This window comes from Nonomuraea rosea (assembly GCF_039539705.1).
Lineage (GTDB): Bacteria > Actinomycetota > Actinomycetes > Streptosporangiales > Streptosporangiaceae > Nonomuraea > Nonomuraea rosea.
Map to the genome: position 1 here is coordinate 46,347 of NZ_BAABDQ010000004.1, position 25,825 is coordinate 72,171.

Consider the following 25,825-nt stretch of genomic DNA (forward strand, 5'->3'; position numbering starts at 1 on the left):
TGAACTGGAGTACGACGACGCACGCCCGCAATGGTACGGGTTCAGTGCCGCAGCGCGACCGCCTCACGTGTTCCTCTCGACCGTGCGGCGCGTAGGTCGACCATCTTGCCCGGCAGGAGTGTCAGCAGGTCGAGTGCGCCAACGGTGAGCGCCGTGTGCCGTTCGCCGGTGGTCATGAAGATCGGTTCGGCGTCCGTGATCAGCCGGTCGTCGATGAACATCGGCAGCGACTCCGGCAGCAGCAGCGGGCACACGAGCCCGTCGGCGTAGTCGGTGACGGAGTTGACCAGGTGGGCGGGCGCGGGGCGGACCCGGCGCAGCCCGAGGCGTTCGCCGACGAGGCCGGGACGGGGTGGTGCCGCCACAGTAGAGGTGACCGCGATGACGACCTCGCGGCCGATCCTGGTGGTGACTTCGAGCACTGTGACCATCAGGCACCGCTCGGGCGCCGCGGAGAGCGTATCCGGCAGCTCTTCCGCGCATGTCATGGGACGCGGAAGGCGTACGATCTCATGATGGACCTGGTGTGCGAGGAGCCAGCGATGGATCGCGAGGGCGTCCTTCATATAGTCCTCCTTGCCGTGCGTGATGTGCCATGGCCCCCGACGGTCCCTTGACCGACGGTAACCCGGACCTGGTGTGGCTCGGGGGATATGTTCCGGAATCGAAGGACCGACTCAGTTTGTCCGACTCATCTTTGACCGAAAGCCAGCAGCGGGCCATGACCGACCTGTTCCGCAAGATCGCACCGGTGGCCGACGAGCTCGGCCGCCTGTTCGCCGCCAAGGGACACGAGTTGTCCCTGGTCGGCGGTCCGGTGCGTGACCTCCTGCTCGGCCGCGTCGGCAACGACCTCGACCTGACCACCGAGGCCCACCCCGAGCGGGTGCTGGAGATCGTCAGGGACTGGGCCGACTCCGTGTGGACGATCGGCATCGACTTCGGCACGGTGGGCCTGCGCAAGGGGAGCTGGCTCATCGAGATCACGACGTACCGGAGCGAGTCGTACGACCCGAAGTCGCGCAAGCCCGAGGTCATGTACGGCGAGACGCTGGAGGCCGACCTGGAGCGGCGCGACTTCGCGGTCAACGCGATGGCGGTGCGGCTGCCCGGCCACGAGTTCGTCGACCCGTACGGCGGACTGAACGACCTGCGCGCCAAGCTGCTGCGCACGCCCGGCACGCCCGAGCAGTCCTTCGACGACGACCCGCTGCGGATGCTGCGCGCCGCGAGGTTCGCCTCGCAGCTCGGGTTCAGCGTGGACGCGCAGGCGCTGGCGGCGATGACCGCGATGGCCGAGCGCATCGAGATCGTCTCGGCCGAGCGCATCCGCGACGAGCTCGACAAGCTCATCTGCGGCGCCAACCCGCGCGAGGGGCTGCGGCTGCTGGTGGAGACCGGCCTGGCCGGGCACGTGCTGCCCGAGCTGCCCAAGCTGCGCCTGGAGATCGACGAGCACCACCGGCACAAGGACGTCTACGAGCACACACTGACCGTCCTCGACCAGGCCATCTCCCAGGAGGAGGACGGCAAGCCGGACCGGACGCTGCGCTGGGCGGCGCTCCTGCACGACATCGGCAAGCCCAAGACGCGCCGCCACGAGGTGGGCGGGCGGGTGTCGTTCCACCACCACGAGGTGGTCGGCGCGCAGATGACGAAGAAGCGCATGACCGAGCTGAAGTTCCCCAAGGACGTGGTGGCGGACGTCTCCCGGCTGGTCGAGCTGCACCTGCGCTTCCACGGCTACGGCACGGGGGAGTGGACCGACAGCGCCGTGCGCCGCTACGTGCGCGACGCCGGTCACCTGCTCGAACGCCTGCACAAGCTGACCAGGGCCGACTGCACCACGCGCAACAAGCGCAAGGCCTCGGCGCTGTCGCGGACCTACGACCAGCTGGAGGAGCGCATCTCGCGGCTGGCCGAGGAGGAGGAGCTGGCCAAGATCCGGCCGGAGCTCGACGGCAACGAGATCCAGCGCGTGCTGGGCATCGGGCCGGGGCCGGTGGTGGGGCAGGCGTACAAGTTCCTGCTCGAACTCAGGCTGGACAAGGGCATGCTCGGCAAGGAGGCGGTCACCGAGGCGCTGCTGGAGTGGGCCCGCTCAGGAGGCGCGAGCGCGTGACGCCGTCGTGATCATCCGGTACGCGAGCGCCGCCACGGGGTAGCCGACCGTGACGATCACGACCGCCAGGTAGGACTTGCCGTTCGCCGGCAGGATGAGCGCCGACAGGGCCGCGGCCAGCACGTACATGCCGTTGAAGAGCATGTCGTAGATCGAGAAGGCGCGGCCCAGGTAGATGTCCTCGACGTCGCGCTGGACGGTGGTGTCGGCGCAGATCTTGACGCTCTGCCCGGCCACGCCCAGCAGGAACCCGGCGATCGGCAGCCCCCACACCTGGAACGGCAGCACCAGCACGCCCGTCAGCACTCCGGACGCGGACAGCGCGATCGGCACCCAGCGCTCGATCGTGAACCGCTCGGTCGCGTAGGGGGTGATGATCACCGCGATGAAGTAGCCGAAGCCGGAGGTGGCCAGCACCAGGCTGATCCCGCGCAGCGCGGCCTCGGGGTCGCCGTCGGTGAAGTAGTAGCGGTAGAGGATGATGCCGAGCGCGGTGGCGATGCCCAGGAAGAAGCGGTGGGCGGCCATCGCGCCCATGGTGGCGGCGGCCGTACGGTGGCGCACCAGATGCTTGGCGCCGTCGGCGAGACCGCCGACGATGCTGCGCACGGCCTGGCGGGCCTGCGGCTTGTCAGGGTCGGACCAGGGGCCGAGCAGCCCGCGGTCCATCGTGCGCGCGACCAGCGCGCTCAGCCCGAACACCAGGCCCGAGGTGACCAGCAACAGCGCGACGCCGGCGTCGTTGCCGCCGAACACCTCGCGCAGCAGGAAGCCCACCCCCGCGCCGATGAACGTCACCACGGTCCCCGAGGTGGGCGTGACCGCGTTGGCGGCCATCAGCCGCTCGGCGGGCACCACGTGCGGCAGCGAGGCGCCGAGCGCGGCCAGGAAGAACCGGTTGACCCCCAGCACGCCGAGCGCCGCCGCGTAGAACGCGGGATCGGGCACGTCGGCGGCGACCAGCCCGGCGGCGACCAGCAGCAGCAGGCCGCGTACGACGGGAGCCACCACCAGGATCTGCCGCCGCGACCACCGGTCGATGAACACGCCGACGAAGGGCCCGAGCACGCTGTACGGCAGCAGCAGCACGGCCAGCCCGGTGGCCACTTCGAGCGCGGTCGTCTGGTTCTCGGGACTGAAGAAGGCGAATCCGGCGACGCCGAACTGGAAGATGCCGTCGGAGAACTGGGAGATCAGCCGGGTGCCGAACAGCCTTTTGAAATCCCTGCCCTGTAGGACGACGCGTAGATCGGCGACGAAAGACACGCCGTCAGCCTAGCCCCGTGCCTGTCCTCTACGATGCTCGGGAGGTTGGTGCAGCAGGTGGGCAACGGGTTCCTAACGGTCCACATGATCTCGTACGCTTCATAGCGTGACGACAGACGAACACGTTGTGCTGGTCGACGCCGCCGGCCGCGCGCTGGGCACCGCTCCCAAGACATCGGTGCACGGCCATGAGACCCCGCTCCACCTGGCGTTCTCCAGCTACGTCTTCGATCACGAAGGCCGCGTGCTGCTCACCAGGCGCGCCGACCACAAGATCACCTGGCCGGGGGTGTGGACCAACAGCTGCTGCGGTCACCCGCTGCCCGGCGAGCGGCTCGATCTGGCGGTCGTCCGCAGGCTCTCCTACGAGCTCGGGGTCACGGCCGAGCGGGCCGACCTGATGCTGCCGGCCTTCTCCTACCGCGCCGTGATGGCCAACGGCATCGTGGAGCATGAGCTCTGCCCGGTCTACCGCGTCACCGTCGGCACGCCCATCGTGCCCAACGCCGACGAGGTCGGGGAGGTGCGGTGGATGCCGTGGAAGGAGTTCGCCGAGGGCGTCCAGAACGGGCTGCTGGCGATCTCGCCGTGGTGCAGGGAGCAGGTGCCGCTGCTGATGGAGCTCGGCTCCGACCCGATGACCTGGCAGCCGGCCGCCGAGGCCGAGCTGCCCCCGGCCGCACAGATCTGACGGAAAGGCGCTGGGTCCGAAAAAGGCCCTGCGTCCGAAAAGGCGCCGCACCCCGGTGTGGATGCGGCGCCGATCGAAGGGCTCAGGCGCTCAGCGCTCGACCTCACCCCTGATGAACTTCTCGACGTAGTCGCGGGCCTCGTCGTCGGAGTACTGCTCGGGCGGCGACTTCATGAAGTACGAGGACGCTGACAGGATCGGCCCGGCGATGCCCCGGTCGAGGGCGATCTTGGCGGCGCGGACCGCGTCGATGATGATGCCGGCCGAGTTCGGCGAGTCCCAGACCTCGAGCTTGTACTCCAGGTTGAGCGGAGTGTCACCGAACGAACGGCCTTCCAGCCGCACGTAGGCCCACTTGCGGTCGTCGAGCCACGGCACGTGGTCCGACGGCCCGATGTGGACGTCGGCCTTGCCCATCTCGTGTGGGATCTGCGAGGTCACCGACTGCGTCTTCGAGATCTTCTTCGACTGGAGGCGCTTGCGCTCCAGCATGTTCATGAAGTCCATGTTGCCGCCGAAGTTGAGCTGGTACGTGCGCAGCAGCTCCACCCCGCGGTCCTCGAACAGCTTGGCCAGCACGCGGTGCGTGATGGTGGCGCCGACCTGCGACTTGATGTCGTCGCCGACGATCGGCACCCCGGCCTCGGTGAACTTCTCCGCCCACACCGGGTCGGAGGCGATGAAGACCGGCAGGGCGTTGACGAAGGCGACCTTGGCGTCGATGGCGCACTGCGCGTAGAACCGGTCGGCATCCTCGGAGCCCACCGGCAGGTAGGACACCAGGACGTCGACCCGGTGGTCACGAAGCACCTGGACCACGTCGACGGGGTCCTCGTCGGACTCCTCGATGATCTCCGAGTAGAACTCGCCCAGGCCGTCGAAGGTGTGGCCGCGCTGGACCGTCACCCCCGTGGGCGGCACATCCGTGATCTTGATCGTGTTGTTCTCGCTGGCGACGATCGCCTCGGACAGGTCGCGGCCGACCTTCTTGGCATCCACGTCGAACGCCGCGACAACCTCGACGTCGCCGACGTGGTAGTCGCCGAACTTCACGTGCATCAGGCCCGGGACCCGTACGTCCGGGTCGGCGTCCTTGTAATAGTGAACGCCCTGGACCAGCGACGACGCGCAGTTGCCGACACCGACAATGGCCACGCGAACCGAACCCATCGCACTCGCTCCCTTACTCATCAGTTGACGTGGTATCTCTTTCGGGCCCTTCAGAGGCCCGACGCTCAGTTGCGATCAGCTCGTTCAGCCAGCGCACCTCGCGCTCGACCGACTCGAGCCCATGGCGCTGCAGCTCGAGCGTGTAGCTGTCGAGCCGCTCCCTGGTGCGCGCCAGCGCCGTGCGTACGGCGTCGAGCCGCTCCTCCAACCGGCTGCGGCGGCCCTCGAGGATGCGCAGGCGCACCTCGGCCTCGGTATGCCTGAAGAACGCGAAGTGCACACCGAAGCTCTCGTCCTCCCAGGCGGAAGGGCCGGCCTGCGTCAGCATGTCCTGCAGCCGCTCCTTGCCCTCGGCCGTCAGCTTGTAGACGATCTTCGATCGGCCGCCGACGATCGTGGCGGGAGCGGGCTGCTCCTCCGCGATGAGGCCCTGAGCCAGGAGTGCTCTCAGACAGGGGTACAGCGACCCGTAGGAGAACGCACGGAACATCCCCAGCAGGGCGTTGAGCCGTTTGCGCAGCTCATAGCCGTGCAGCGGAGTCTCGTGCAGCGACCCGAGCACGGCGAGTTCCAAGACCCTGCCTTGTCCGCTGGCCATGGGAACCGCCCCCTCTCGCGTCGATGTATCGAGCCGATACATCCTGAGGATACGTCGAGCCGCTATATGGCTGCAATCTATGAATCCGCCAAGCCGTTGGGATGAGTCAGCAAAACGCCGTAGTCTGGCGCTCATGTGGTCACAGCGAAGGGTGGTGGATTACGGCCTCGCGAAAAAGGCGGTGGTCCGCTCCTTGCACTCCGGGCGAGCCTCGCGCGGTGACGTCTGTGACGCACAGCCCTACCTCCTTCGGGCGGCACGCCATTTGGGCGAGCCGACCGAACGTCTCTGCCCTGTCTGTGAGAGGGAGAACGTCACCCATGTGACCTACGTCTACGGGGATTCCCTGGGACGGCATGCCGGACAGGCAAAGGTCATGTCGGAACTCGTCTCCATGGCTCATGATTACGATGAGTTCCGGGTGTACGTGGTCGAGGTCTGCCAAGGTTGTTCCTGGAACCACCTGACGGTTTCGTACGTCCTCGGTAACGGACCGCCTGACCGCGTCGGCCAAGTGTGATCAACCGAGGGCGATGAACCTCACGCCCAACCGCCGTTTTGAATCCGACGACGTTGCGAGGACGTGTGAGTAACAGCATGAATGAGGGGACGGCCCGCCCTGGAAGGCGCCGTCGTTCCAGCTCATCCCGTTCTGTGCCCCAAGGTTCTCCGCCCCAAACCGGCGAAGCGGGCGCGGCATCGCCGTCGCGTCGTCCTGAAGCGGCCTATGAGCAGACGGGGGCCATGGCGGCGCAGCCGTACGACGAGTCTGCTCCCCAGCGTGCCGAGCAGCAGCCCCCGCGCAGGCGCGCGGACCAGCCTCCGCCGCGGCGTGCGGACCAGCCTCCCCGGGAGGTTCCCGGCCGCGGTGACCAGCGTTACCCCGAGCCCCCTAGGCGTGGTGACCAGCCCTATCCGGAAAACCCTGGACGCGGCGAACCGCCGGCGCGCCGTTCGCGTGCCCGCCAGGACACGCGATCGGCGGTGAGCAACGAGGAGACCATCGTCAGCGATGGGCCGCGGCGCTCGCGCAGGAAGAACGGCCAGGGCGGGCCGCCCGAGCCGCCAGGACCGCCGACCAAGAAGGGCGGTGACGGCGGCCGCAGCGGCTGGCGCAGGTTCGTGCCGAGCTGGAAGATCGTCGTGGCCACGTTCGTGGTGTTCACGGCCGGCATCTTCGGCATGATCATGGTCGCGTACGCCAACACCGAGGTGCCCACGGTCACCCAGGCCGAGGCCATCGCCCAGCAGAGCACCATCTATTACCGCGACGGCAAGACCCCGATCGCGAAGCTCGGCATGAAGCGGGACACCGTCGAGTTCGCTCAGATGGCGCAGACCATGAAGGACGCCACGATCGCCATCGAGAACAAGACGTTCTACGAGGACTCCGGCATCTCGATCCCGGGCATGGTCCGGTCGCTGTGGATGACCGCGACCGGGCAGCAGTTGCAGGGCGCCTCGACGATCACCCAGCAGATGGCCCGTAACTACTACGACGGCCTCAGCCAGGAAGTGTCGATCAAGCGTAAGGTCAGCGAGATCTTCGTCGCGGTCAAGCTCGACGAGACGCTGTCCAAGGACGACATCCTGCGGAACTACCTCAACACGGTCAACTTCGGCCGTGCCTACGGTGTCGAGGCCGCCGCGAAGGCCTATTTCGGCGAGAAGAAGTCCAGCGCCGCCAAGCTGACGCCCGAGCAGGCCGCCTACCTGGCCGCCCGGATCCAGCAGCCGAACTGGCAGCCCGACGCCCCCGCGCTCAAGGTGCGCTTCGGGACCGTCATCAAGAACATGGCCGAGCTCTGGCCGGAGAAGTACGGGCAGCTCCCGCAGACCGCGAAGTTCCCCACGCCCAAAAAGGCCGGCACCAGCAACGAGATGGGCGGGCTCAGGGGCTACATGGTGAAGCAGGTCCTCGACGAGCTGGCCGGGCGCGGTCTCACCCAGGACGAGATCGAGAGTGGCGGCTACGACATCACCTCCACCTTCGACAGGAAGCTCATGGTGGCCGCGCGGGACGCGGTGAAGAGCCAGCTCGCGGGCAGGTCCAACGAGTACCACGCCGGTCTGGCCGCGGTGGATCCCAAGCACGGCCGCGTCCTGGCCTTCTACGGCGGCGACGACTACCTCAACGACCCGTGGAACGAGCCCTTCCAGTCCACGAAGCAGGCCGCGTCCGCGTTCAAGCCGTACGTGCTGGCGGCCTGGCTGCAGGCGGGCTACTCGCTCAAGAGCTTCGTGCCGGGCAACCAGACGGTCCCGAAGATCCTCCCCGGCCAGCAGCCGGGCGGCATCAAGAACAGCCACAACGTCGGCCAGGCCGTGGACGTGGTCAAGGCCACCGCCCAGTCGGTCAACACCGCGTTCGTCTCCATGGCCTTCAAGCTGCCCGGCCAGCTCGACGACGTGAAGAACCTCGTCGAGGCGGCCGGATTCAACCAGAAGCGCATGGAAGCGGACATCGACGAGCACCACTACCAGTTCGCCATCGGCAGCGCCCTGGTGACGCCGGTCGAGCAGGCGGCGGGCTATTCGATCTTCGCCAACGGCGGCAAGTACATCCGCTACCACGTCGTCCAGGTCGTCAGGCTGAACAAGCAGGTCGTCTACCCCGAGCTCAAGACGCCCAAGTCGGTCATCGACGCCGGTGTCGCCGCCGACGCCACGGTCGCCATGCAAGAGGTGCTGAAGAGCGGCACCGCGGCGGGCAAGGGCCTGGGCAACCGGCCGTCGGCCGGCAAGACCGGGACGAACAACGACGAGAAGGAAGCCTGGTTCGTCGGCTACACGCCGCAGCTCTCCACCGCGGTCGGGTTCTACCGCGAGCAGTGCCTGACGAAGACGGGCAAGATCGTCCAGCCCATCCACTCCAACTGCCCGATCACGCCCAAGGGCAAGCCGAGCACCAAGTACAACAGCAACAACCCGTACACCACGCCCAAGGAGTCGACGCTCGGCTTCGAAGGCGCGGGCCCGCCCACGCTGGCCTGGCAGAAGTTCATGCTGGCCGCGCACGCGGCCCTGCCCGTCGAGCAGTTCCCCGTCAAGGCCGAGGTCGGCCTGCCGGAGAACATCGTGCCGAGCCCGACGCCTACGCCGACGCCGAGCGCTGAAAACCCGTTCGACGAGGAGAATCCGTTCGACGACGGGAACGACGAGCAGGACTGCCTGATCGGCTGCGACACCGACACCGGCGGCGGCGACGACGTGACGAGCGACGACGGTGGCGGTGACCCCGGCTTCCCGCAGACCTCCGGCGACGGGGTCAGCGGCGGCGGCAGCGCGCCTGAGCCCAGATCCTCGGGCGGCTGGCCGCTGAGCACGCGGCCCGAGGACCAGTGACGGCCACGGAGGTGCGCGCTCCGCTGGTGGCGCGCACCGTGCCGTACCTTCCCCTGGGGCTGATCGCGGCCCTGGGGGCCACCCTCGCGTACGTCGTGCGGCTGCCGTGCCGCACCGGCGGCTGGAACGACCAGGTCACGACCTACACGAACTTCTGCTACACCGACATCTACCCCCTGTACTTCGACAGGGAGCTGGCCACCCAAAACCCGTACTTCGCCGACGTGCCGTTCGACAAGCAGGTCGAATACCCGGTCGTGCTGGGCGAGGTCATGCAGGTGATCAGCTGGATCTCCCGGTGGCTGGAGCTCGACAAGGTCGCGCAGGCGGTCAGGTTCTACGACCTGACGGTCATCCTGCTCGGCATCAGCCTGGTGATCGGCGTGCTGCTGATGGCCGCGGTGGCCGGGCCGACGCGGCGGTGGGACGCGCTCTGGTACGCCATCTCGCCCGCCGTGGTGCTGGCCGCGTACATCAACTGGGACCTGGTCGCGGGCGCGCTGTCGATGGGCATGCTGCTGGCCTGGGGGCGGCGCCGCCAGGTGCTGGCCGGGGTGCTGCTCGGGCTGGCGATCGCGACCAAGTTCTATCCGCTGATGTTCGTGGGCGCGCTGTTCCTGCTCACGTTGCGGACCGCGCGATGGCGGCCGTTCCTGGTCACGATGGGCTCGGCGGCGGGCGCGTGGGTCCTGGTCAACGCGCCGTTCATGATCTTCGCCTGGGACGGCTGGCGCAGGTTCTACGTCTTCTCCGAGGAGCGCGGGGTCGACTGGGGCTCGCCGTGGCTGTTCTTCCAGAACAAGGGCTGGCCGGTCCTGGGAGACGGCGACGTGAGCACGCTCGGCATGGCGGCGCTGGCCCTGCTGTGCCTGGGCATCGCCGTGCTGACGCTGGCCGCGCCGCGCAGGCCCAGGCTGGCGCAGATCTGCTTCCTGGCGCTGGCCGCGTTCATGATGACGAACAAGGTGTGGTCGCCGCAGTTCGTGCTCTGGCTGGTGCCGTTCGCCGTGCTGGCCAGGCCCAACTGGAAGCCGCTCGCGCTGTGGCAGCTCGCCGAGATGTGGTATTTCGCCGCCATCTGGCTCTACCTCCTCAACCAGCCTCCGCTCAGCAGGAACGACCTGGGCATCGGTGACGACACCTACTTCACCGCCGTCTGGGGGCGCGTCATCACCATCGGGATCATGATGGCGTTCGTCGTCCGGGACATCCTGCGGCCCGGCAAGGACCTGGTGCGGCAGGGCGGCGTCGACGATCAGGCCGGAGGCGTCTTCGACGACGCCCGTGACCGCTTCACGCTGGCGTCCGTCCTTCGATGATCACCCGCTCGGCCCGGCGGGACGCGCTGCTGCTGTGGTTCGGCTCGCGGGCCGGGCTGCTCGTGGCGACGCTGCTCGGGGTCACGCTCGGCGAGTACACCGACAAGTGGCGCAAGTGGGATGCCACCCTGTTCATCACCATCGCCGAGCACGGGTACGACGGCGAGCCCGGCCGGCCCCCTGACCAGGGGCTGCCCGCGTTCTTCCCCGGGCTGCCGATGCTGATGCGTCTCGTGCACCACGTCATCCCCGACTGGTCGGCGGCCGGGCTGCTGATCTCGCTGGGCGCAGGGGCGGTCGCCATGGTGGCGCTGGCCCGGCTGGCCGAGATCGAGGGGGCCGACGGCTGGATGGCCGTGCTGGGGCTGCTGCTCTTCCCGATGTCGGTGTTCCTGTCGGCCGGCTACAGCGAGTCGCTCTTCCTGGCCTTCGCGATCCCGGCGTGGCTGGCGGCCAGGCAGGGGCGCTGGCCGCAGGCCGTGGCGCTGGCGGCGGGGGCCTCGTGCGTGCGGATCACCGGGTTGTTCCTCGCGATCGCGCTGGTGGTGGAGTTCGTCACCTCGCGAGAGCGGGTGCGGCTGGCCGGGTGGCTGGTGGTGCCGTTCGTCCCGCTGGCGGCGTACTCGTTCTACCACTACCGCAGAACCGGCGACTGGCTGGCGTGGAAGCACGCGCAGGAGGCCGGGTGGGGGCGCGACTTCGAGTGGCCGTGGGAGGCGTGGAAGACGACCTGGCGCTCGGCCATGGGCTCCGACGACTTCGCGGTGGCCTTCCGGATGGAGATCGTCGGGGTCGTGGTGGCGGTCGCCGTCCTGGTGTGGCTGCTCGTGCTGCGCCGGTGGAGCGAGCTGGTCTACACGGGGACGCAGGCGGGGGCCCTGATGACGTCGGCGTACTACCTGTCGATCCCGCGCTCGCTGCTGCTGTGGTTCCCGCTGTGGATCCTGGTGGCCAAGGTCGCGACCAGGAACGCGTGGGTGATCGCCCTCTATGCGCTGATCTCGGGGCCGCTCATGCTCGTGAACGCCGCCCGGTATCTGAGTGGCGCATGGGCGGGCTGATCTCTATACCCGTTTCTTTTCCTCGGTAATCCAGGGAAGTTATCCACAGGCTGTGTGTATTCCGTCGAGGTTTTCCCCAGCCCTGGCCTGGCGCTGGGGAAACACTCACCCGGGCCCTGTGGTCAGAGGTGCTTCCTGAGGAACGCGATGTCGTCCGCCTGGCCGTCGGCGGGCGTCTCCACCACGACCGGGGCGCCGGCCGCCCGGCAGACCGCGAGGATCAGCTCCGGGTCGATCTTCCCCTGGCCCAGGTTGGCGTGGCGGTCGGCGCCGGAGTCGAAGTCGTCGCGTGAGTCGTTGCAGTGGACGAGGTCGATGCGGCCGGTGATCGCCTTGACCCGGTCGACCAGGTCCACCAGCTCCTCGCCGCCCGCGTGGGCGTGGCAGGTGTCGAGGCAGAACCCCACGTCGAACCCGTCGAGCGCGTCCCAGAGCTGGGCGATGCGCTCCAGCTTGCGGGCCATCGCGTTGCCGCCGCCCGCGGTGTTCTCGATCAGCACGGGGATCGGGCACTCCATGCGCTCGAACACCTTGCGCCAGTTGTCGAACCCGGTCTGCGGATCGTCGTTCTTGTTGACGTGGCCGCCGTGCACGATCAGGCCCTTGGCGCCGAGCCCGGCGGCCGCCTTCAGATGCTGCTCCAGCAGCTTGCGGCTGGGGATCCTGATCCGGTTGTTGGTGGTCGCCACGTTGATCAGGTAGGGGGCGTGGATGTAGACGTCGACGCCCTCGACCGGCTTGGCGGGCAGCACGGGCTTGTCGTAGCCCTGCGGATCGCCCAGGAAGAACTGCACCACGTCGGCCCCGACCCGCTCGGCGTGAGCGGCGGGGTCGTCCTGATCGACATGAGCTCCGATGCGCACCATGTCACCGAGCTTATCCGTTTGGTGCGGCCGGCCAGGGGCAGTCGCCAGGCATCCAAAGCGAGGAGAAACACTATGAGCCGCTGGCGCTTACGAGCGCTGATCCTCTTGGTCTATGTCATCGTCGGCATCTACGTCGCCTGGCTGTACGACTACATAACACCGGGACTGCTGAAGGACCTCGCCGAGGCCCTGCTCGCGGTCTTCCTTTGGTTCCTGGTCCTGCTCGGCATCGACCTGAACATCGGGTGACTTCACATATCGGACGGCCCCGGCGGACCGGGGCCGTTTGTCATGCGCCGATCACGGGTGGGGGAGGAAGCCGCCGTGGGCGATGCCCAGCGCGGCTCCCACGAACGAGCCCACCAGCCCGATGACGTTGAGCGAACGCTGCGGCGTGGTCGCCGAGACGTACTGCGAATAGAGACCGACACCGAAGCCGAGCGTGCCGATCCAGGACGAGATCATGTGCGCGGACGTCCAGAACGTCGCCACGAAGGCCACGATGCCGCACACCAGCGTGGCGACGGACAGGATGTTCTCGACCGGGTGCGAACGCCCGTCGGTGTTGAGCGTGAGCTTGAACCGCTCCCTCTCGGAGGGTTGAAGCACATGTGGCACAGCCACCACCCCCTTAGGTTTCCTACATGCCTTCCCACCTACTGGCGGCTGGTAACCTGGGCAAGCTGCGTTGTGATGGGTGATCCATCGACCCGCGATGCCGAAGAGTGGTGTCCGGGCAAGCGTCAGCGTCCTCCTGTCACGGCAGAGTGTCGTGACCGCAAGAGTCCAGAGGAGGTTGGAGTCCCGCATGCGTCGTTACGAAGTAATGGTCATTCTGGACCCTTCGCTCGATGAGCGCACTGTTGCGCCGTCCCTCGACCAGTTCCTCACCGTGGTCCGCACCGACGGCGGCACCGTGGAGAAGGTCGACGTCTGGGGCCGTCGCCGTCTCGCCTACGACATCGACAAGAAGTCGGAAGGCATCTACGCCGTCATCGACCTGTCCGCGGAGCCCGCGACGGTCAAGGAGCTCGACCGGCAGATGAACCTCAACGAGGGCATTCTGCGTACCAAGGTGCTCCGCCCCGACGTGCACTAGCAGGTCGTTGCCCGGCTTTTTGTCGGGCCCCGGCCGTACTCTGAGCCGTAACCCAAAGCGAAGGCGTGCAGGAAGGCGAGCGCTAGCCATGGCAGCAGGCGACACCGTAATCACCATCGTCGGCAACCTTGTCGAAGACCCGGAGCTGCGCTTCACCCCGACGGGGCAAGCCGTGGCTCGATTCCGCATCGCGTCCACTCCGCGGTTCATGGATCGACAGACCAACGAGTGGAAAGATGGCGAAAGCCTCTTCCTGACCTGCAACGTGTGGCGGCAGGCGGCGGAGAACGCCGCTGAGAGCCTCCAGCGCGGCATGCGGGTCATCGTGCAGGGGCGGCTCAAGCAGCGGTCTTACGAGACCAAAGAAGGCGAGAAGCGCACGGTCTACGAGGTCGAGGTCGACGAGGTCGGCCCGTCTCTGCGTAACGCCACGGCCAAGGTCAACCGCACCTCCCGTCAGGGTGGTGGCGGTGGTGGCGGCGGCTTCGGCGGCGGTCCTGCCGACGACCCGTGGGCCTCCGCGTCGCCCGCCCCGCCTCAGGGCGGCGGCTTCCAGGGCGGCGGCGGTGGCTTCGGCGGGGGCGGCGGCGGTCAGCAGAGTGGCGGCGGCGGCGGCTTCGGCGGCGGCGGCAACGACTTCAGCGACGAACCGCCCTTCTAACGTGCCGGGAGTGCGGCACGCATTCCCGGCACACAAGGTCTGACCGCAAGGCCCTCGCGGCCTTTTCCATCTGTCCACAAGCCCGAGACCATTCCCGCCCAGAAGGCGGGGCTCTGAAAGGAGCACCACGATGGCCAAGCCGGCACTGCGCAAGCCCAAGAAGAAGGTTTGCCTGTTCTGCCACGACAAGATCTCCTACGTCGACTACAAGGACACGGCGCTGCTGCGGAAGTTCATCTCCGACCGCGGCAAGATCCGTGCGCGCCGGGTGACGGGCAACTGCACCCAGCACCAGCGCGACGTGGCGACCGCGATCAAGAACGCCCGTGAGGTGGCTCTGCTGCCCTACACGAGCACCGCGCGCTAAGGAGGACTGTCGATATGAAGCTCATCCTCACCAACGAGGTTTCCGGCCTCGGCACCCCTGGCGACGTCGTCGAGGTCAAGGACGGCTACGGCCGTAACTACCTCATCCCGCGCGGCTACGCCATGCGCTGGACCCGCGGGGCCGAGAAGCAGATCGAGACGATCAAGAAGGCTCGCGACGCTCGGGAGATCCGCGACCTGGGCACCGCCAAGGAGGTCGCCGGCCAGATCGGCGCCCTGCGTGTCCGGCTGACGACCCGCGCGGGCGACTCCGGCCGCCTGTTCGGCTCGATCACCACGGGCGACATCGCCGACGCCGTCAAGGCGGCCGGTGGCCCGATCCTCGACCGCCGCCGCATCGAGATCGTCAACCCGATCAAGAGCGTCGGCTCCCACAAGGTCACCGTCAAGCTGCACCCGGAAGTCTCCGCTTCCGTGGATGTCGAGGTTGTCGGCGGCTGATCCATGATTCAGGCCCCTCTCCGTCCGGAGCGGGGCCTTTTTCATGTCAGGGCTTTTTTGCCGGTACGCGCTGCCGGGGTCAGGCCACCCGCCGCACGGGGCTGAGGGCCTTCCAGGAAACGGCCGCTGACCCGTCACCGGCTGAGCGCCGCGACGCGAGCCTGCGTATGAACGGCGTGGTGAGCGGCACCCCGGGGACGTTATTTCCTATTCGGTCAGCGTAGAATGCGGTCGTTCTTTCGCACGTTCCCCCTGGAGGCTTGGCCATGGCCCGTCCCTTGATGCTGCTCGCGTTCGGCGCGCTGGCTGTGGCGGTCGTCGCCTGCGCACCGGTCGACGACACCGCCACCTCGGCGGCCCCGACGACGTCCACCGCGTGCGCCAAGGAGCAGCTCAAGCTGGTCAACGCCGGCAAGCTGACCATCGGCACCGACAAGCCGGCCTACGAGCCGTGGTTCAAGGACGACGACCCGGGCAACGGGCAGGGGTTCGAGAGCGCGGTGGCCTTCGCGGTGGCGGGGGAGCTCGGCTTCGACCGCAGCGAGGTGCAGTGGAGCACGGTCAAGTTCGACTCCGCGTTCGCGCCGGGGGTCAAGCAGTTCGACTTCGACGTCAACCAGGTCTCGATCACGCCCGCGAGGGCCGAGGTGGTCGACTTCAGCAAGGGCTATTACACGGTCAAGCAGGCCGTCGTCGCCGTCGAGGGCAGCAAGTTCGCCGGCGTGAAGAGCCTGGCGGAGCTGAAGGACGCGAAGATCGGCGTACAGGTGGGGACGACCTCGCTCGACGCCGTCAAGAACGTCATCAAGCCCGCCGACGACCCCAACGTCTACAACGAGCAGATCGACGCCGTGAACGCGCTGAAGAACGAGCAGGTGGACGCGCTGGTCGTGGACCTGCCGACGGCCTTCTATGTGACGGCCGCGCAGGTGGAGAAGTCGAAGATCGTCGGCCAGTTCAGCTCGACGGGCGGCACGCCTGAGGAGTTCGGGCTGGTGATGGAGAAGGGCAGCGCACTCAAGAGCTGCGTGGACAAGGCCGTGGACGCGCTGAAGTCCAAGGGCGAGCTGGCCAAGATCGAGCAGCAGTGGCTCGGCTCGGCGGCGGGCGCGCCCGAGCTGCGATGACCGAGTGGGTCAAGTCCGGGCGGCAGCTCGAGCGGGAGCAGGTACGCAGGTCGCGCGCCCGTCGCTCGGCCTCGATCGCGACGGCCTCGACGATCGTCTTCATCGTCCTGGCCGCTTGGGTGGTCGCGAGCTCGCCCGGCTGGCCGCGGGTGCGGGCGACGTTCTTCGACGGGGGACATTTCGCCGCGTCGCTGCCTGACGTGCTGAGCGGGTTCCTGCTCAACATCAAGATCTTCCTGATCGCGGAGCCGTTGATCCTCGTCGTCGGGCTGCTGGTGGCGCTGGCCAGAGGGATCAAGCGGCCCGCGTTCTTCCCGATCAGGGCGCTGGCCACGCTCTACACCGACGTCTTCCGCGGCGTGCCGACGATTCTGGTGATCTATCTCGTCGGGTTCGGGCTGCCCGCGCTCAGGCTGCAGGGCATCCCGAACGACCTGGTGACGCTGGGCGTCATCGCGCTGACCCTCTCCTACGGCGCGTACGTGGCCGAGGTGTTCAGGTCCGGCATCGAGTCCATCCACCCCAGCCAGGTGGCGGCGGCCCGCTCGCTGGGCCTCAGCCACGGCAAGACCATGCGGTTCGTGGTGCTGCCGCAGGCCACCCGCAGGGTCGTGCCGCCGCTGCTCAACGACTTCATCTCGCTGCAGAAGGACACGGCGCTGGTCGCCACGATCGGGCCGCTGGAGGCGCTCAGGCAGGCGCAGATCTACGCGGCCAGTACCTTCAACTTCACCTCCTACCTCGTCGCGGCGCTGCTGTTCATCCTGCTCACGATCCCGCTGGCCAGGTTCACCGACCATCTGGCGGCGCGTACGCGGAGGAGGCGGGGCGCATGAGCGTGCTGACGATCGACGGGGTGTGGAAGAACTTCCACGGGCACAGCGTGCTGCGCGGCATCGACCTGGAGGTGCGCCCGCACGAGGTGGTGAGCCTGATCGGGGCCTCCGGCTCCGGCAAGTCCACGCTCCTGCGCTGCGTGAACCTGCTGGAGACGGTCGACGACGGCACGATCCGCCTCGACGGCGAGGACATCACCGACCCCCGCGTGAACGTGGACGCCGTGCGCAAGCGGCTGGGCATCGTGTTCCAGGCGTTCAACCTGTTCCCGCACATGAACGTGCTGGACAACATCACGCTGGCGCCCCGCCAGGTGCACAGGGTGGCGAAGGGGCAGGCGGAGGAGCAGGCTCACGACCTGTTGGCCAGGTTCGGGCTGGCGGACAAGGCGCGGGCCTACCCTGACCAGCTCTCCGGAGGGCAGCAGCAGCGGGTGGCCATCGTCAGGGCGCTGGCCACCCAGCCCAGGCTGATGCTGCTCGACGAGGTCACCTCGGCGCTCGATCCCGAGCTGGTGATCGAGGTGCTGGGGATCATCAGGGAGCTCAAGGCGTCGGGGATGACGATGATCCTCACGACGCACGAGATGAGCTTTTGCCGCGATATTTCGGATACGGTGTGCTTTCTCGACGGCGGCGTGCTCCTCGAAAAGGGCCCGCCCGAGAAGATCTTCACCGAGCCGGAGCACGCCAGGACACGCGAGTTCCTGCGCAGCGTCCTCGACTCGGGCCGCTTCTGACGCCGGGGGTCGGCGGGGGCTCAGCGGCGGTGCCGTCCGCGTGTCGGGTCGACCGGGTGGCGGGGCTGGGCCAGCAGGCTGTGGCGGCGGCCGTACACGAGGTAGACCACCAGGCCGAAGCCCATCCACAGGACGAACCACGCCCAGGTCAGCACCCGCAGGTTGACCATGAGCCAGAGCGTGGCCACCACCGAGAGCGCCGGCAGCACCGGCGAGAGCGGCACCCGGAACCCGCGCTCCAGATGCGGCATGCGCCGCCGCATCACGATCACCCCGGCCGCCACGAACAGGAACGCGAACAGCGTCCCGATCACCACGAGCTCCTGCATCGTGAGCACCGGCACGAACTCCGCCAGCACGACCGCGATGAGCCCGATCACGAGCGTCACCCGCGAGGGCGTGTGGTAGCGGCGGCTGACCGACGCCAGGCCGCGGGGGATCAGCCCGTCGCGGGCCATGGAGAACAGCACGCGCGTCTGCCCGACGATCAGCACCAGGATCACGGTCGTCAGCCCGAGCACCGCGCCCGCGTCGATGACGTGCACCATCCAGTCCACGCCGATCGTCCGGAACGCGCTGGACAGCGGGGCGTCCACCGAGATCTTCGTGTAGGGGATCATGCCCACCATGACCACGGCCACCGCGAGGTAGATGATCGTGGCGATGACCAGGCTGCGGATCATGCCCTTGGGCACGGCCCTGGGCGCGTTCACGGTCTCCTCGGCGGAGGTGGCGACGATGTCGAACCCGATGTACGCGAACGCGATGGCCGAGGCCGCGGTGAAGATCCCGAACCAGCCGAACGCCTGGCTCTGCCCGACGAAGACCTCCAGCACCGTCGCGGACGGGGTCGGCAGGATCTTGGGCGGGACGTAGAACTCGCCGAAGTTCGCCACGTTCACATGGGGCAGCCCGACGACGATGACCGCGCCGATGGCCAGCAGCTTGGCCGCCACCATGATCCACAACGCGCGCAGCCCGATCCGCGCGCCGAGCGCCACGATGCCGGTGAGCAGCACCAGGATCACGACCACGAGGACGTCCGCGACCAGCTTCTCGCGCGGCAGGCTGACGCCGAAGTTCGAGATCGCCCTGACCGTGATCGCGCCCCACGCCCTGGCCACCACCGCGGCGGCGAACTGCAGCTCCAGGATCAGGGCCCAGCCGATGATCCAGGCCCAGACCTCGCCGAAGATGACGTACGTGAAGGTGTAGGCGCTGCCGGACGTCGGCATGGTGGACGACAGCTCGGCGTAGCACAGGCAGGCGAGCAGGCAGGCGATGCCCGCGATCATGAAGGACAGGATCACGCCGGGACCCGCCGTGCCGGCCGCCTGCTGACCGGCGATGCCGAAGATGCCCGCGCCGATCATCACGCCGAGCCCGAGCACCACCAGGTCGGCCGGACGGTAGAGCTCGGCCAGGCTGTGCCGGGCGCCGGTGCGTAATCCGGTCGCCTCCGAAGGCGGTAGTCGCCGCAGGATCGTGGACAAGGAACACCCCGCTCAGGGAACTCGCCCACCATGTCTCACCCCTTGGACAACAGCAAGCACGAGACGGTCACAGTGGACGGGTGCCCGGCTAGGCCCCGGTCACGAGCCAGGCGGTGCCGGCGGACCGTCGTACGAGGGTGATCAGCCGCGCGAGCATCCACACCCCCAGCGCGCACCAGAGGGCGACCACGCCGAAGCCGGCGGCGAGCAGCGCGGCGGGCAGGTACGCCAGCGTCGTCCACACCCCCGCCCACGCCAGGTACCGCTGATCGCCCGCGCCGATCAGCACGCCGTCGAGCACGAACACGACCCCGCACACCGGCTGGAACAGCGCCACCGGCCACAACAGCGCCAGCAGCAGCTCGGTGACCTGCGGATCCGCGTCGAACAGCCCGGGCAGGACCGGCCTGGCCGCGACCACGAGGAGGCCGAGCACGACGCCCGACCAGACGCCCCACTGCACCATGCGCCTGGTGGCGGCCTTGGTCGCCGCGACGTCCCCGGCACCGAGCGACCGCCCCGTGATGGCCTGCCCGGCGATCGCGATGGCGTCCAGCGCGAAGGCGAGCAGCGTCCAGACCTGTGTCGCGATCGCGTACGCGGCCAGCTCGGCCTCGCCCATCCTGGTGGCGATCACGGTGGCCGCGAGCAGCACCACCCGCATGCACAAGGTACGGATGAGCAGCGCGAACCCGGCCGTACCCGCCTGCCTGACCCCGGCCAGGCTGGGCGTGAGCGGCGCGCCCAGCCGCAGCGCGCCCCTGGCCACCACGACGAGGTAGACGGCCGCTCCCAGCGTCTGAGCCAGCACGGTGCCCCACGCGGAGCCCGCGATGCCCCAGCCGAGCCCGAGCACGAACCAGGCGTTCAGCGCCGCGTTCAGCGCGAACGAGCCCACCGCGACCGCCAGCGGCGTGAGCGTGTCCCGCAGCCCGCGCAGAACCCCGGTGCCCGCCAGCACGACCAGCATCCCGGGCGCGCCGAGCAGGCTGATCCGCAGGTACGTCACCGCCTGCGCGCTCTGCTCCGGCCCCGCCCCGAACAACTCCACGACGGCCGGCGCGAACGGCCAGCACACGACGATCAGCGTCACCCCGATGGCCAGCGCCAGCCAGATCCCGTCCACGCCGCTGCGCATGGCCCGCATGTGGTTGCCCGCCCCGGACTGGCGCGCCACGGACGCCGTCGTGCCGTAGGCGAGGAACACGCACAGGCTCACCAACGTGGTCAGAACGGTGCCCGCCACGCCCAGAGAGCCCACCGCCGTGGTGCCCAGCCCGTGGCCGACGATGGCGTAGTCGGCGAGCAGGAAGAGCGGCTCGGCCACCAACGCGCCGAACGCCGGAACGGCCAGGCGCAGAATCTCCCGGTCTCGGGGGGTAATGAGCATTCGTCCATTATGACCCTTACACGGCGTGTCGGACCAACTTTCTTCCCTCCACAGCCGGTGGACAATGTTTTCCCAGGTCAGCGAGTTGTCGGTGGATGACCTTGAGAGTTATCCCCAGGCTCGTCCACAGACCTTTCACACCCTGGGCGCGATAGTGCACAGCTTGACCACAGCGTTGTCCACAGGCTGCGTTGCCGACTGCCCCCGACTCCGCGAAACTGTCAGACCGGTCGACTACAAGTGGGGGTGGTGCGACCGCCTGCAAGGTTGTTCGAGGGGGCGCAGTGAGCAATGACGAAGAGGCCGGCGGAGGCCCAGGTTTCGAGCGCACCCCGCCGAGCAACATCGATGCGGAGCAGTCGGTCCTCGGCGGCATGCTGCTGTCCAAGGACGCCATCGCCGACGTCGTGGAGATCCTGCGCTCCGACGACTTCTACCGCCCGGCCCACCAGATGGTCTACGACGTCGTCACCGACCTCTACGGCCGCGGCGAGCCGGCCGACGCGGTCACCGTCTTCGACGAGCTGCAGAAGCGCGGGGAGATGGCCAGGGTGGGCGGCGCCGCCTACCTCCACACGCTCACCGCCGTCGTCCCCACGGCGGCCAACGCCGGCTACTACGCGAAGATCGTCCGCGAGCAGGCGATCCTGCGCCGCCTCATCGAGGCCGGCACCCGCATCGTCTCCTTCGGCTACGGCGGCCAGAACGAAGAGGTCGACGACCTCGTCGACCGCGCCCAGGCGGAGATCTACAAGGTCACCGAGCGGCGCACCTCGGAGGACTACGCGCCGCTGGCCGACATCATGCCCGGCGCGCTCGACGAGCTGGAGGCGATCGGCAGCCGCGGCGGCCAGATGGTCGGCGTCCCGACCGGCTTCCAGGACCTCGACTCGCTCACCAACGGCCTGCACCCCGGCCAGATGATCGTCGTCGCTGCCCGCCCCGCCATCGGCAAGGCGCTCGCGCTCGACACCCCCCTGCCCACCCCCACCGGGTGGACCACGATGGGGCGGGTGCGGGCGGGCGACCTCCTGATCGGGGCCGACGGCAGACCGGCGCGGGTCGTTGCGGCCACCGACGTCATGCACGGGCGTCCCTGCTACGAGGTGGAGTTCAGCGACGGCACGGTGATCGTGGCCGACGCCCAGCACCAGTGGCTCACCGAGACCGGCGCCTCCCGCCGCTCGGCGGCGACCGGCCACCAGGGGTCCGCGAGCCGGCGGGCATCCGCCGAGGTGCGCACCACCGAAGAGATCGCCGCCACGCTGCACGACGGCTCCCGCCACACCATCGCCAACGCCGAGCCGCTCGACCTGCCCGACCGCGTGCTCGCGATCCCGCCGTACACGCTGGGCGTCCGGCTGGGGGACAGTGGCGTCGACGGCGGCGACCAGCACATTCCGGCCGAATACCTCCGCGCGTCCGAAGCCCAGCGCAGAGCCCTCCTGGCGGGCCTCCTGGACACCGCCGGCGACATCGACGGCCACGGGACGGTCCGGCTCACGGTCAAGCACCAGCGGCTGGCAGCGGACGCCTGGGAGCTGATCCTGAGCCTGGGCTACACCGCTGCAAGGACGCCCGAGGCCGGCCACGCGATCACCTTCACACCCCCCGACAAGGTCTTCGGCCTGACGCACAAGAACGCCCGGGTGGTGACCGCGGCCGACCCGGAGGCGACCTGCCGGTACATCACCGACGTGCGGCCGGTGCCGTCGGTGCCGGTGCGGTGCGTGGAGGTGGACAACGCCGATCACCTGTACGTGGCGGGCCGGACCTGGATCCCCACCCACAACTCCACGCTGGGTCTCGACTTCGCCCGCTCCGCCGCCATCAAGCACGGGATGACCACGGTCATCTTCTCGCTGGAAATGTCCCGCAACGAGATCACCATGCGCCTGCTGTCCGCCGAGGCCCGCGTGGCGCTGCACACCATGCGCTCCGGCATGATGGGCGACGACGACTGGACCCGCCTGGCCCGCCGGATGAGCGAGGTGGCCGAGGCGCCGCTGTTCATCGACGACTCGCCCAACATGTCGATGATGGAGATCAGGGCCAAGTGCCGGCGGCTCAAGCAGCGTAACGACCTGAAGTTCGTGGTCATCGACTACCTCCAGCTCATGAGCTCGCCGAAGAAGACCGAGAGCCGCCAGAACGAGGTCTCGGAGATCTCGCGTGCGATCAAGCTCCTGGCCAAGGAGCTGGAGGTCCCGGTCATCGCGATCTCCCAGCTCAACCGAGGTCCTGAGCAGCGCACCGACAAGCGTCCCGCGGTGAGCGACCTGCGTGAGTCGGGCTGCCTGACCGCCGCCACCCGCGTCATGCGGGCCGACACGGGGGCCGAGGTCTCCCTGGGGGAGCTGCTGGAGTCGGGGGCGCGCGACATCCCCGTGTGGTCGCTGGACGACCGGCTGAAGCTGGTGCCGCGCACGATGACCCATGTCTTCCCGAGCGGTGTCAAGCAGGTCTACCGCGTGCGGCTGCGTTCAGGGCGAGAGGTCGAGGCCACGGCCAACCACCCCTTCCTCACCTACGACGGCTGGCGGGCGCTCGAAGACCTGCCGCCGGGCGCCAGGGTCGCGGTGGCGAGGCATGTGCCCGCGCCGCTGGGCCTCGCCGAGCAGGACGAGGCCGACCTGGTCGCGCTCGCGCACCGCCCGGCGGAGTCCCTGCCTGAGAGCCTGTTCTCCCTGCCCAAACGGCAGCTCGCCGGGTTCCTGAGCCACCTGTGGACGACCGGGGGGAGTGTCCGGTGGGATCGGTCGCTCGGCCAGGCCCGCCTCTCCTACTTCGCCGCCGGCCGCCGCCTGGCGGACGACGTGGCCAGGCTGCTGCTCCGGTTCAACGTCATGACCAGGGTGGAGGGCGGCGACCGTACGGGCTACCGCCTGCACGTTCACGGGGCGGCGGACCAGCTGCGCTTCCTCGACGAGATCGGCGTGCGCGGCGAGCAGGCGCGGCCGGCCGGGGAGTGCGCGGCGCAGCTGCGTCGCGTCACCGGCGAGACCGTCGTCGACACCGTTCCGGATGACGTGTGGTCGCGGATCAGGGCGGCGCTGACGGAGCGGAAGACGGCCCCGCCGGAGCTCGCCACCGCGACGCGGACCCGAGCGAGCGGGCCGAGCCCGAGCGGGCCGAGCGGGCCGAGCGGGCCGAGCCCGAGCGATGCGAGCGGCCCGAGCGCGAGTGGGCCGAGTGGCTGGGTGGCGAGGGGCCGGGCGCTCGATGAGTCGACCCCGGGGGAGCGCCGCGAGCGGCTGGGCAGGATCGCGGCGGTGCTCGACGACTCCGACCTTGAGCTGCTGGCGACGAACGACGTCTTCTGGGACGAGATCGTCACCATCGAGCCCATGGGGGAGCAGCCCGTCTACGACGCCACGGTGCTCGGCACGCACAACTTCCTCGCGAACGGGATCAGCCTCCACAACTCGATCGAGCAGGACGCGGACATGGTCATCCTGCTGCACCGCGAGGACGCCTACGAGCGCGAGTCCCCGAGAGCGGGCGAAGCCGACCTGATCGTGGCCAAGCACCGTAACGGCCCCACGGCCACGGTCACGGTGGCCTTCCAGGGCCACTACAGCCGTTTCGTGGACATGGCCCAGCACTGATTCCCCGGCAGGCGTGTGACAAAGGAGACAATCGGCCCAGGAATGGCGGCTGATCGCTTCAGTGCTCTAACGAAGGAGAGTGAAGCGAAGGGAAGAACGCCATGACCATCCTCGTCGCGTATGACGGCTCGGCTGACTCGCGTACCGCGATCGAGTTCGCGGCCAAGCACCTCACGGCCGAGCCCACGCTCGTCGTCACGGTGTGGGAGCCGCTGCTCGTACAGCTCAAGAAAAACCCGCTGGCCGCGGCCGCGATCGACCCCGACACCGAGGACCAGGCGCAGGCCCAGGCCGAGCTGTACGCCAAGGAGGGGGCCGAGCTGGCGGTCGCCGCCGGGCTGTCCGACGTCACCTTCCGTGCGGTGGCCGACAACGAGTCGATCTGGAAGACGATCGTGGACGTGGCGGACGAGATCGACGCCTCGCTGATCGTCACCGGCTCGCGCGGCCTGGCCGGAGTGCGGTCGGTGCTGCTCGGCAGCGTGTCCAACCACGTGCTGCACCACGCGCACCGGCCGACCCTCATCGTGCCCCCGCCGAAGCCTGCCGCGCGGGCCTGACCTAGAGGGAACCAGGCACTACGAGGAGGCGGGCGCGCAGCAGGTCTGCGGCGGGCAGAGCCGGGTGTCGATGCGTCGCGCGCCCGGCCCCTCGTCGCCCAGCCGGTCGTGCGGGTTGGCCACAGGGCACAGGTCCAGCGACAGGCAGCCGCACCCGATACAGTCCGTCAGGTCGTCGCGCAGCCGCTGCAACTGCTCGATGCGATCGTCGAGCTCACCCCGCCAGGCGGCCGACAGCCGGGCCCAGTCGGCCCGGTTGGGCGTGCGCTCGTCCGGCAGCTCGGCCAGGGCGTCCCTGATGGTCTTCAGCGGGATCCCGATCCGCTGCGACAGCCTGATGAACGCGACCCTGCGCAGGCTGTCACGGCCGTAGCGCCGCTGGTTGCCGGCCGTGCGCCGGCTCTGGATGAGGCCCTTGGCCTCGTAGAAGTGCAGAGCCGAGACGGCGACGCCACTGCGCTCGGCGAGCTGGCCGACGGTGAGCTCCTTGGTGTTCCAGGCGACCTTCGTCATACCTAGAGATTACTTGAGGATCCGCGCGCTATCGGAGGGGTCCCCGCGCTATCCGGGGATCCGCTCGAAGAAGATCCGAGCGTCCGCTCGAAGAACGTCTCCAGCACCACGACCGTCTGCGTCCCCGTCACGCCGTCCACCCCGAACACCCGCCGCAGCACGTCCTGCAGCTCCTTGGTGCCGGTGGTCCGCACTTTGAGCAGCACCGACGCGGGACCGGCGATGACGTGCGCCTCCTCGATCTCCGGGATCGCCGTCAGCGCCTCCGCGCTCCCGCCCATCCACGCGCCACCGTTCACCAGCACGTACGCCGTCACCGCCCGGCCCAGCGCCGCCTGGTCGACCTCGATGGTCGTACGCCTGATCACGCCGCGCTCGCGCAGCTTGCGCACCCGCTCGTGCGCCGCCCCTCCGGACAGCCCCACCGCCTTGCCCAGCTCCACGTACGACCGCGTCGCGTCCTCCTGGAGCAGGCCGATCAGCATCCTGTCGATATCGTCCACGGCTGAATGCTATCTCGCGATATTGCCCA

Annotated in this window: 26 protein-coding genes; 16 read left to right on the plus strand and 10 right to left on the minus strand. The window is 68.7% G+C overall.

All coding sequences use genetic code 11. The features are described from left to right. Positions 1 to 41: 41 nt before the first annotated feature. Positions 42 to 566: an aminoacyl-tRNA deacylase gene (locus ABEA43_RS11160; RefSeq protein WP_345560886.1), complete on the minus strand. Its 525-nt coding sequence runs from the start codon at positions 564 to 566 to the stop codon at positions 42 to 44. Positions 567 to 721: 155 nt separating this feature from the next. Here ABEA43_RS11160 and ABEA43_RS11165 point away from each other — a divergent pair, with 155 nt between their 5' ends. Further along, complete coding sequence (locus tag ABEA43_RS11165; RefSeq protein ID WP_345560887.1) at positions 722 to 2,122, plus strand: CCA tRNA nucleotidyltransferase; 1,401 nt, start codon at positions 722 to 724, stop codon at positions 2,120 to 2,122. Here the strand turns inward: ABEA43_RS11165 and ABEA43_RS11170 are convergent. After that, positions 2,102 to 3,388 carry an MFS transporter gene (locus tag ABEA43_RS11170; protein ID WP_345560889.1) on the minus strand — a complete coding sequence of 429 codons (1,287 nt, stop codon included), beginning with the start codon at positions 3,386 to 3,388 and terminating at the stop codon, positions 2,102 to 2,104. The two genes, ABEA43_RS11165 and ABEA43_RS11170, sit on opposite strands and share 21 nt — an antisense overlap. A gap of 106 nt (positions 3,389 to 3,494) precedes the next feature. Between ABEA43_RS11170 and idi the strand changes: the two genes are divergently transcribed. Then, positions 3,495 to 4,079, plus strand: a complete 585-nt coding sequence (idi, locus tag ABEA43_RS11175; protein WP_345560890.1) for an isopentenyl-diphosphate Delta-isomerase — start codon at positions 3,495 to 3,497, stop codon at positions 4,077 to 4,079. 90 nt (positions 4,080 to 4,169) lie between these two features. Here idi and ABEA43_RS11180 read toward each other — a convergent pair whose 3' ends face one another. Together ABEA43_RS11180 and ABEA43_RS11185 are read right to left on the minus strand one after the other, a co-directional pair. Beyond that, complete coding sequence (locus ABEA43_RS11180; protein ID WP_345560892.1) at positions 4,170 to 5,249, minus strand: inositol-3-phosphate synthase; 1,080 nt, start codon at positions 5,247 to 5,249, stop codon at positions 4,170 to 4,172. Between the two features lie 13 nt (positions 5,250 to 5,262). Beyond that, entirely contained in the window at positions 5,263 to 5,847 is a 585-nt protein-coding gene (locus tag ABEA43_RS11185; RefSeq protein ID WP_345560894.1) for a PadR family transcriptional regulator, read from the minus strand. 133 nt (positions 5,848 to 5,980) lie between these two features. Between ABEA43_RS11185 and ABEA43_RS11190 the strand changes: the two genes are divergently transcribed. The 4 genes from ABEA43_RS11190 to ABEA43_RS11205 all read left to right on the plus strand — a co-directional run bounded on the left by ABEA43_RS11190 (position 5,981) and on the right by ABEA43_RS11205 (position 11,572). Then, on the plus strand, positions 5,981 to 6,367 hold the full coding sequence (locus ABEA43_RS11190) for a DUF5318 family protein (RefSeq protein WP_345560896.1): 387 nt from the start codon (positions 5,981 to 5,983) through the stop codon (positions 6,365 to 6,367). Positions 6,368 to 6,831: 464 nt separating this feature from the next. Then, positions 6,832 to 9,192, plus strand: coding sequence for a transglycosylase domain-containing protein (locus tag ABEA43_RS11195; protein ID WP_345560898.1), 2,361 nt, complete (start codon positions 6,832 to 6,834; stop codon positions 9,190 to 9,192). Further along, positions 9,189 to 10,511 carry a glycosyltransferase family 87 protein gene (locus ABEA43_RS11200; protein ID WP_345560900.1) on the plus strand — a complete coding sequence of 441 codons (1,323 nt, stop codon included), beginning with the start codon at positions 9,189 to 9,191 and terminating at the stop codon, positions 10,509 to 10,511. The genes ABEA43_RS11195 and ABEA43_RS11200 overlap by 4 nt, the downstream gene beginning before the upstream one ends. Then, entirely contained in the window at positions 10,508 to 11,572 is a 1,065-nt protein-coding gene (locus ABEA43_RS11205) for a mannosyltransferase family protein (RefSeq protein ID WP_345560902.1), read from the plus strand. Before ABEA43_RS11200 ends, ABEA43_RS11205 begins: the two co-directional genes overlap by 4 nt. A gap of 122 nt (positions 11,573 to 11,694) precedes the next feature. Here the strand turns inward: ABEA43_RS11205 and ABEA43_RS11210 are convergent, their stop codons facing one another. Continuing rightward, on the minus strand, positions 11,695 to 12,438 hold the full coding sequence (locus ABEA43_RS11210; protein ID WP_345560903.1) for a deoxyribonuclease IV: 744 nt from the start codon (positions 12,436 to 12,438) through the stop codon (positions 11,695 to 11,697). Between the two features lie 72 nt (positions 12,439 to 12,510). Here ABEA43_RS11210 and ABEA43_RS11215 point away from each other — a divergent pair, with 72 nt between their 5' ends. Further along, positions 12,511 to 12,687 carry a hypothetical protein gene (locus tag ABEA43_RS11215; RefSeq protein ID WP_345560905.1) on the plus strand — a complete coding sequence of 59 codons (177 nt, stop codon included), beginning with the start codon at positions 12,511 to 12,513 and terminating at the stop codon, positions 12,685 to 12,687. 51 nt (positions 12,688 to 12,738) lie between these two features. On the opposite strand, the gene ABEA43_RS11220 is transcribed toward ABEA43_RS11215, so the two are convergent. After that, positions 12,739 to 13,056, minus strand: coding sequence for a hypothetical protein (locus ABEA43_RS11220; protein WP_345560906.1), 318 nt, complete (start codon positions 13,054 to 13,056; stop codon positions 12,739 to 12,741). A gap of 190 nt (positions 13,057 to 13,246) precedes the next feature. Between ABEA43_RS11220 and rpsF the strand changes: the two genes are divergently transcribed. The 7 genes from rpsF (at position 13,247) to ABEA43_RS11255 (ending at position 17,729) form a co-directional block, all read left to right on the plus strand. Then, positions 13,247 to 13,537, plus strand: a complete 291-nt coding sequence (rpsF, locus tag ABEA43_RS11225) for a 30S ribosomal protein S6 (RefSeq protein WP_103957115.1) — start codon at positions 13,247 to 13,249, stop codon at positions 13,535 to 13,537. 88 nt (positions 13,538 to 13,625) lie between these two features. Next, the gene (locus ABEA43_RS11230) at positions 13,626 to 14,198 is read left to right on the plus strand and encodes a single-stranded DNA-binding protein (RefSeq protein ID WP_345560910.1); all 573 of its coding nucleotides are present in this window, start codon (positions 13,626 to 13,628) and stop codon (positions 14,196 to 14,198) included. 130 nt (positions 14,199 to 14,328) lie between these two features. After that, positions 14,329 to 14,565 (plus strand): 30S ribosomal protein S18, encoded by a 237-nt coding sequence (gene rpsR, locus ABEA43_RS11235; protein WP_020543048.1) that lies wholly within the window; start codon positions 14,329 to 14,331, stop codon positions 14,563 to 14,565. Positions 14,566 to 14,579: 14 nt separating this feature from the next. Next, entirely contained in the window at positions 14,580 to 15,026 is a 447-nt protein-coding gene (gene rplI / locus ABEA43_RS11240; protein WP_345560912.1) for a 50S ribosomal protein L9, read from the plus strand. A 266-nt stretch (positions 15,027 to 15,292) separates the two neighbouring features. Beyond that, the gene (locus tag ABEA43_RS11245) at positions 15,293 to 16,153 is read left to right on the plus strand and encodes an ABC transporter substrate-binding protein (RefSeq protein ID WP_345560915.1); all 861 of its coding nucleotides are present in this window, start codon (positions 15,293 to 15,295) and stop codon (positions 16,151 to 16,153) included. Beyond that, on the plus strand, positions 16,150 to 16,989 hold the full coding sequence (locus ABEA43_RS11250) for an amino acid ABC transporter permease (RefSeq protein WP_345560916.1): 840 nt from the start codon (positions 16,150 to 16,152) through the stop codon (positions 16,987 to 16,989). Before ABEA43_RS11245 ends, ABEA43_RS11250 begins: the two co-directional genes overlap by 4 nt. Further along, positions 16,986 to 17,729 carry an amino acid ABC transporter ATP-binding protein gene (locus ABEA43_RS11255; protein ID WP_345560918.1) on the plus strand — a complete coding sequence of 248 codons (744 nt, stop codon included), beginning with the start codon at positions 16,986 to 16,988 and terminating at the stop codon, positions 17,727 to 17,729. Before ABEA43_RS11250 ends, ABEA43_RS11255 begins: the two co-directional genes overlap by 4 nt. 20 nt (positions 17,730 to 17,749) lie before the next feature. Here the strand turns inward: ABEA43_RS11255 and ABEA43_RS11260 are convergent, their stop codons facing one another. Both ABEA43_RS11260 and ABEA43_RS11265 read right to left on the minus strand, forming a co-directional pair. Continuing rightward, positions 17,750 to 19,222 carry an APC family permease gene (locus tag ABEA43_RS11260; protein WP_345560920.1) on the minus strand — a complete coding sequence of 491 codons (1,473 nt, stop codon included), beginning with the start codon at positions 19,220 to 19,222 and terminating at the stop codon, positions 17,750 to 17,752. A gap of 88 nt (positions 19,223 to 19,310) precedes the next feature. Continuing rightward, the gene (locus tag ABEA43_RS11265) at positions 19,311 to 20,612 is read right to left on the minus strand and encodes an MATE family efflux transporter (protein WP_345560921.1); all 1,302 of its coding nucleotides are present in this window, start codon (positions 20,610 to 20,612) and stop codon (positions 19,311 to 19,313) included. Positions 20,613 to 20,896: 284 nt separating this feature from the next. On the opposite strand from ABEA43_RS11265, the gene dnaB reads away from it, so the two are divergent. Next, on the plus strand, positions 20,897 to 24,220 hold the full coding sequence (gene dnaB, locus ABEA43_RS11270; protein WP_345560922.1) for a replicative DNA helicase: 3,324 nt from the start codon (positions 20,897 to 20,899) through the stop codon (positions 24,218 to 24,220). A 101-nt stretch (positions 24,221 to 24,321) separates the two neighbouring features. Then, positions 24,322 to 24,780, plus strand: a complete 459-nt coding sequence (locus tag ABEA43_RS11275; protein WP_345560923.1) for a universal stress protein — start codon at positions 24,322 to 24,324, stop codon at positions 24,778 to 24,780. Positions 24,781 to 24,798: 18 nt separating this feature from the next. On the opposite strand, the gene soxR is transcribed toward ABEA43_RS11275, so the two are convergent. After that, entirely contained in the window at positions 24,799 to 25,293 is a 495-nt protein-coding gene (gene soxR / locus ABEA43_RS11280; RefSeq protein ID WP_345560925.1) for a redox-sensitive transcriptional activator SoxR, read from the minus strand. A 2-nt stretch (positions 25,294 to 25,295) separates the two neighbouring features. Next, positions 25,296 to 25,796 (minus strand): Lrp/AsnC family transcriptional regulator, encoded by a 501-nt coding sequence (locus tag ABEA43_RS11285; RefSeq protein ID WP_345560927.1) that lies wholly within the window; start codon positions 25,794 to 25,796, stop codon positions 25,296 to 25,298. Positions 25,797 to 25,825: the final 29 nt, after the last annotated feature.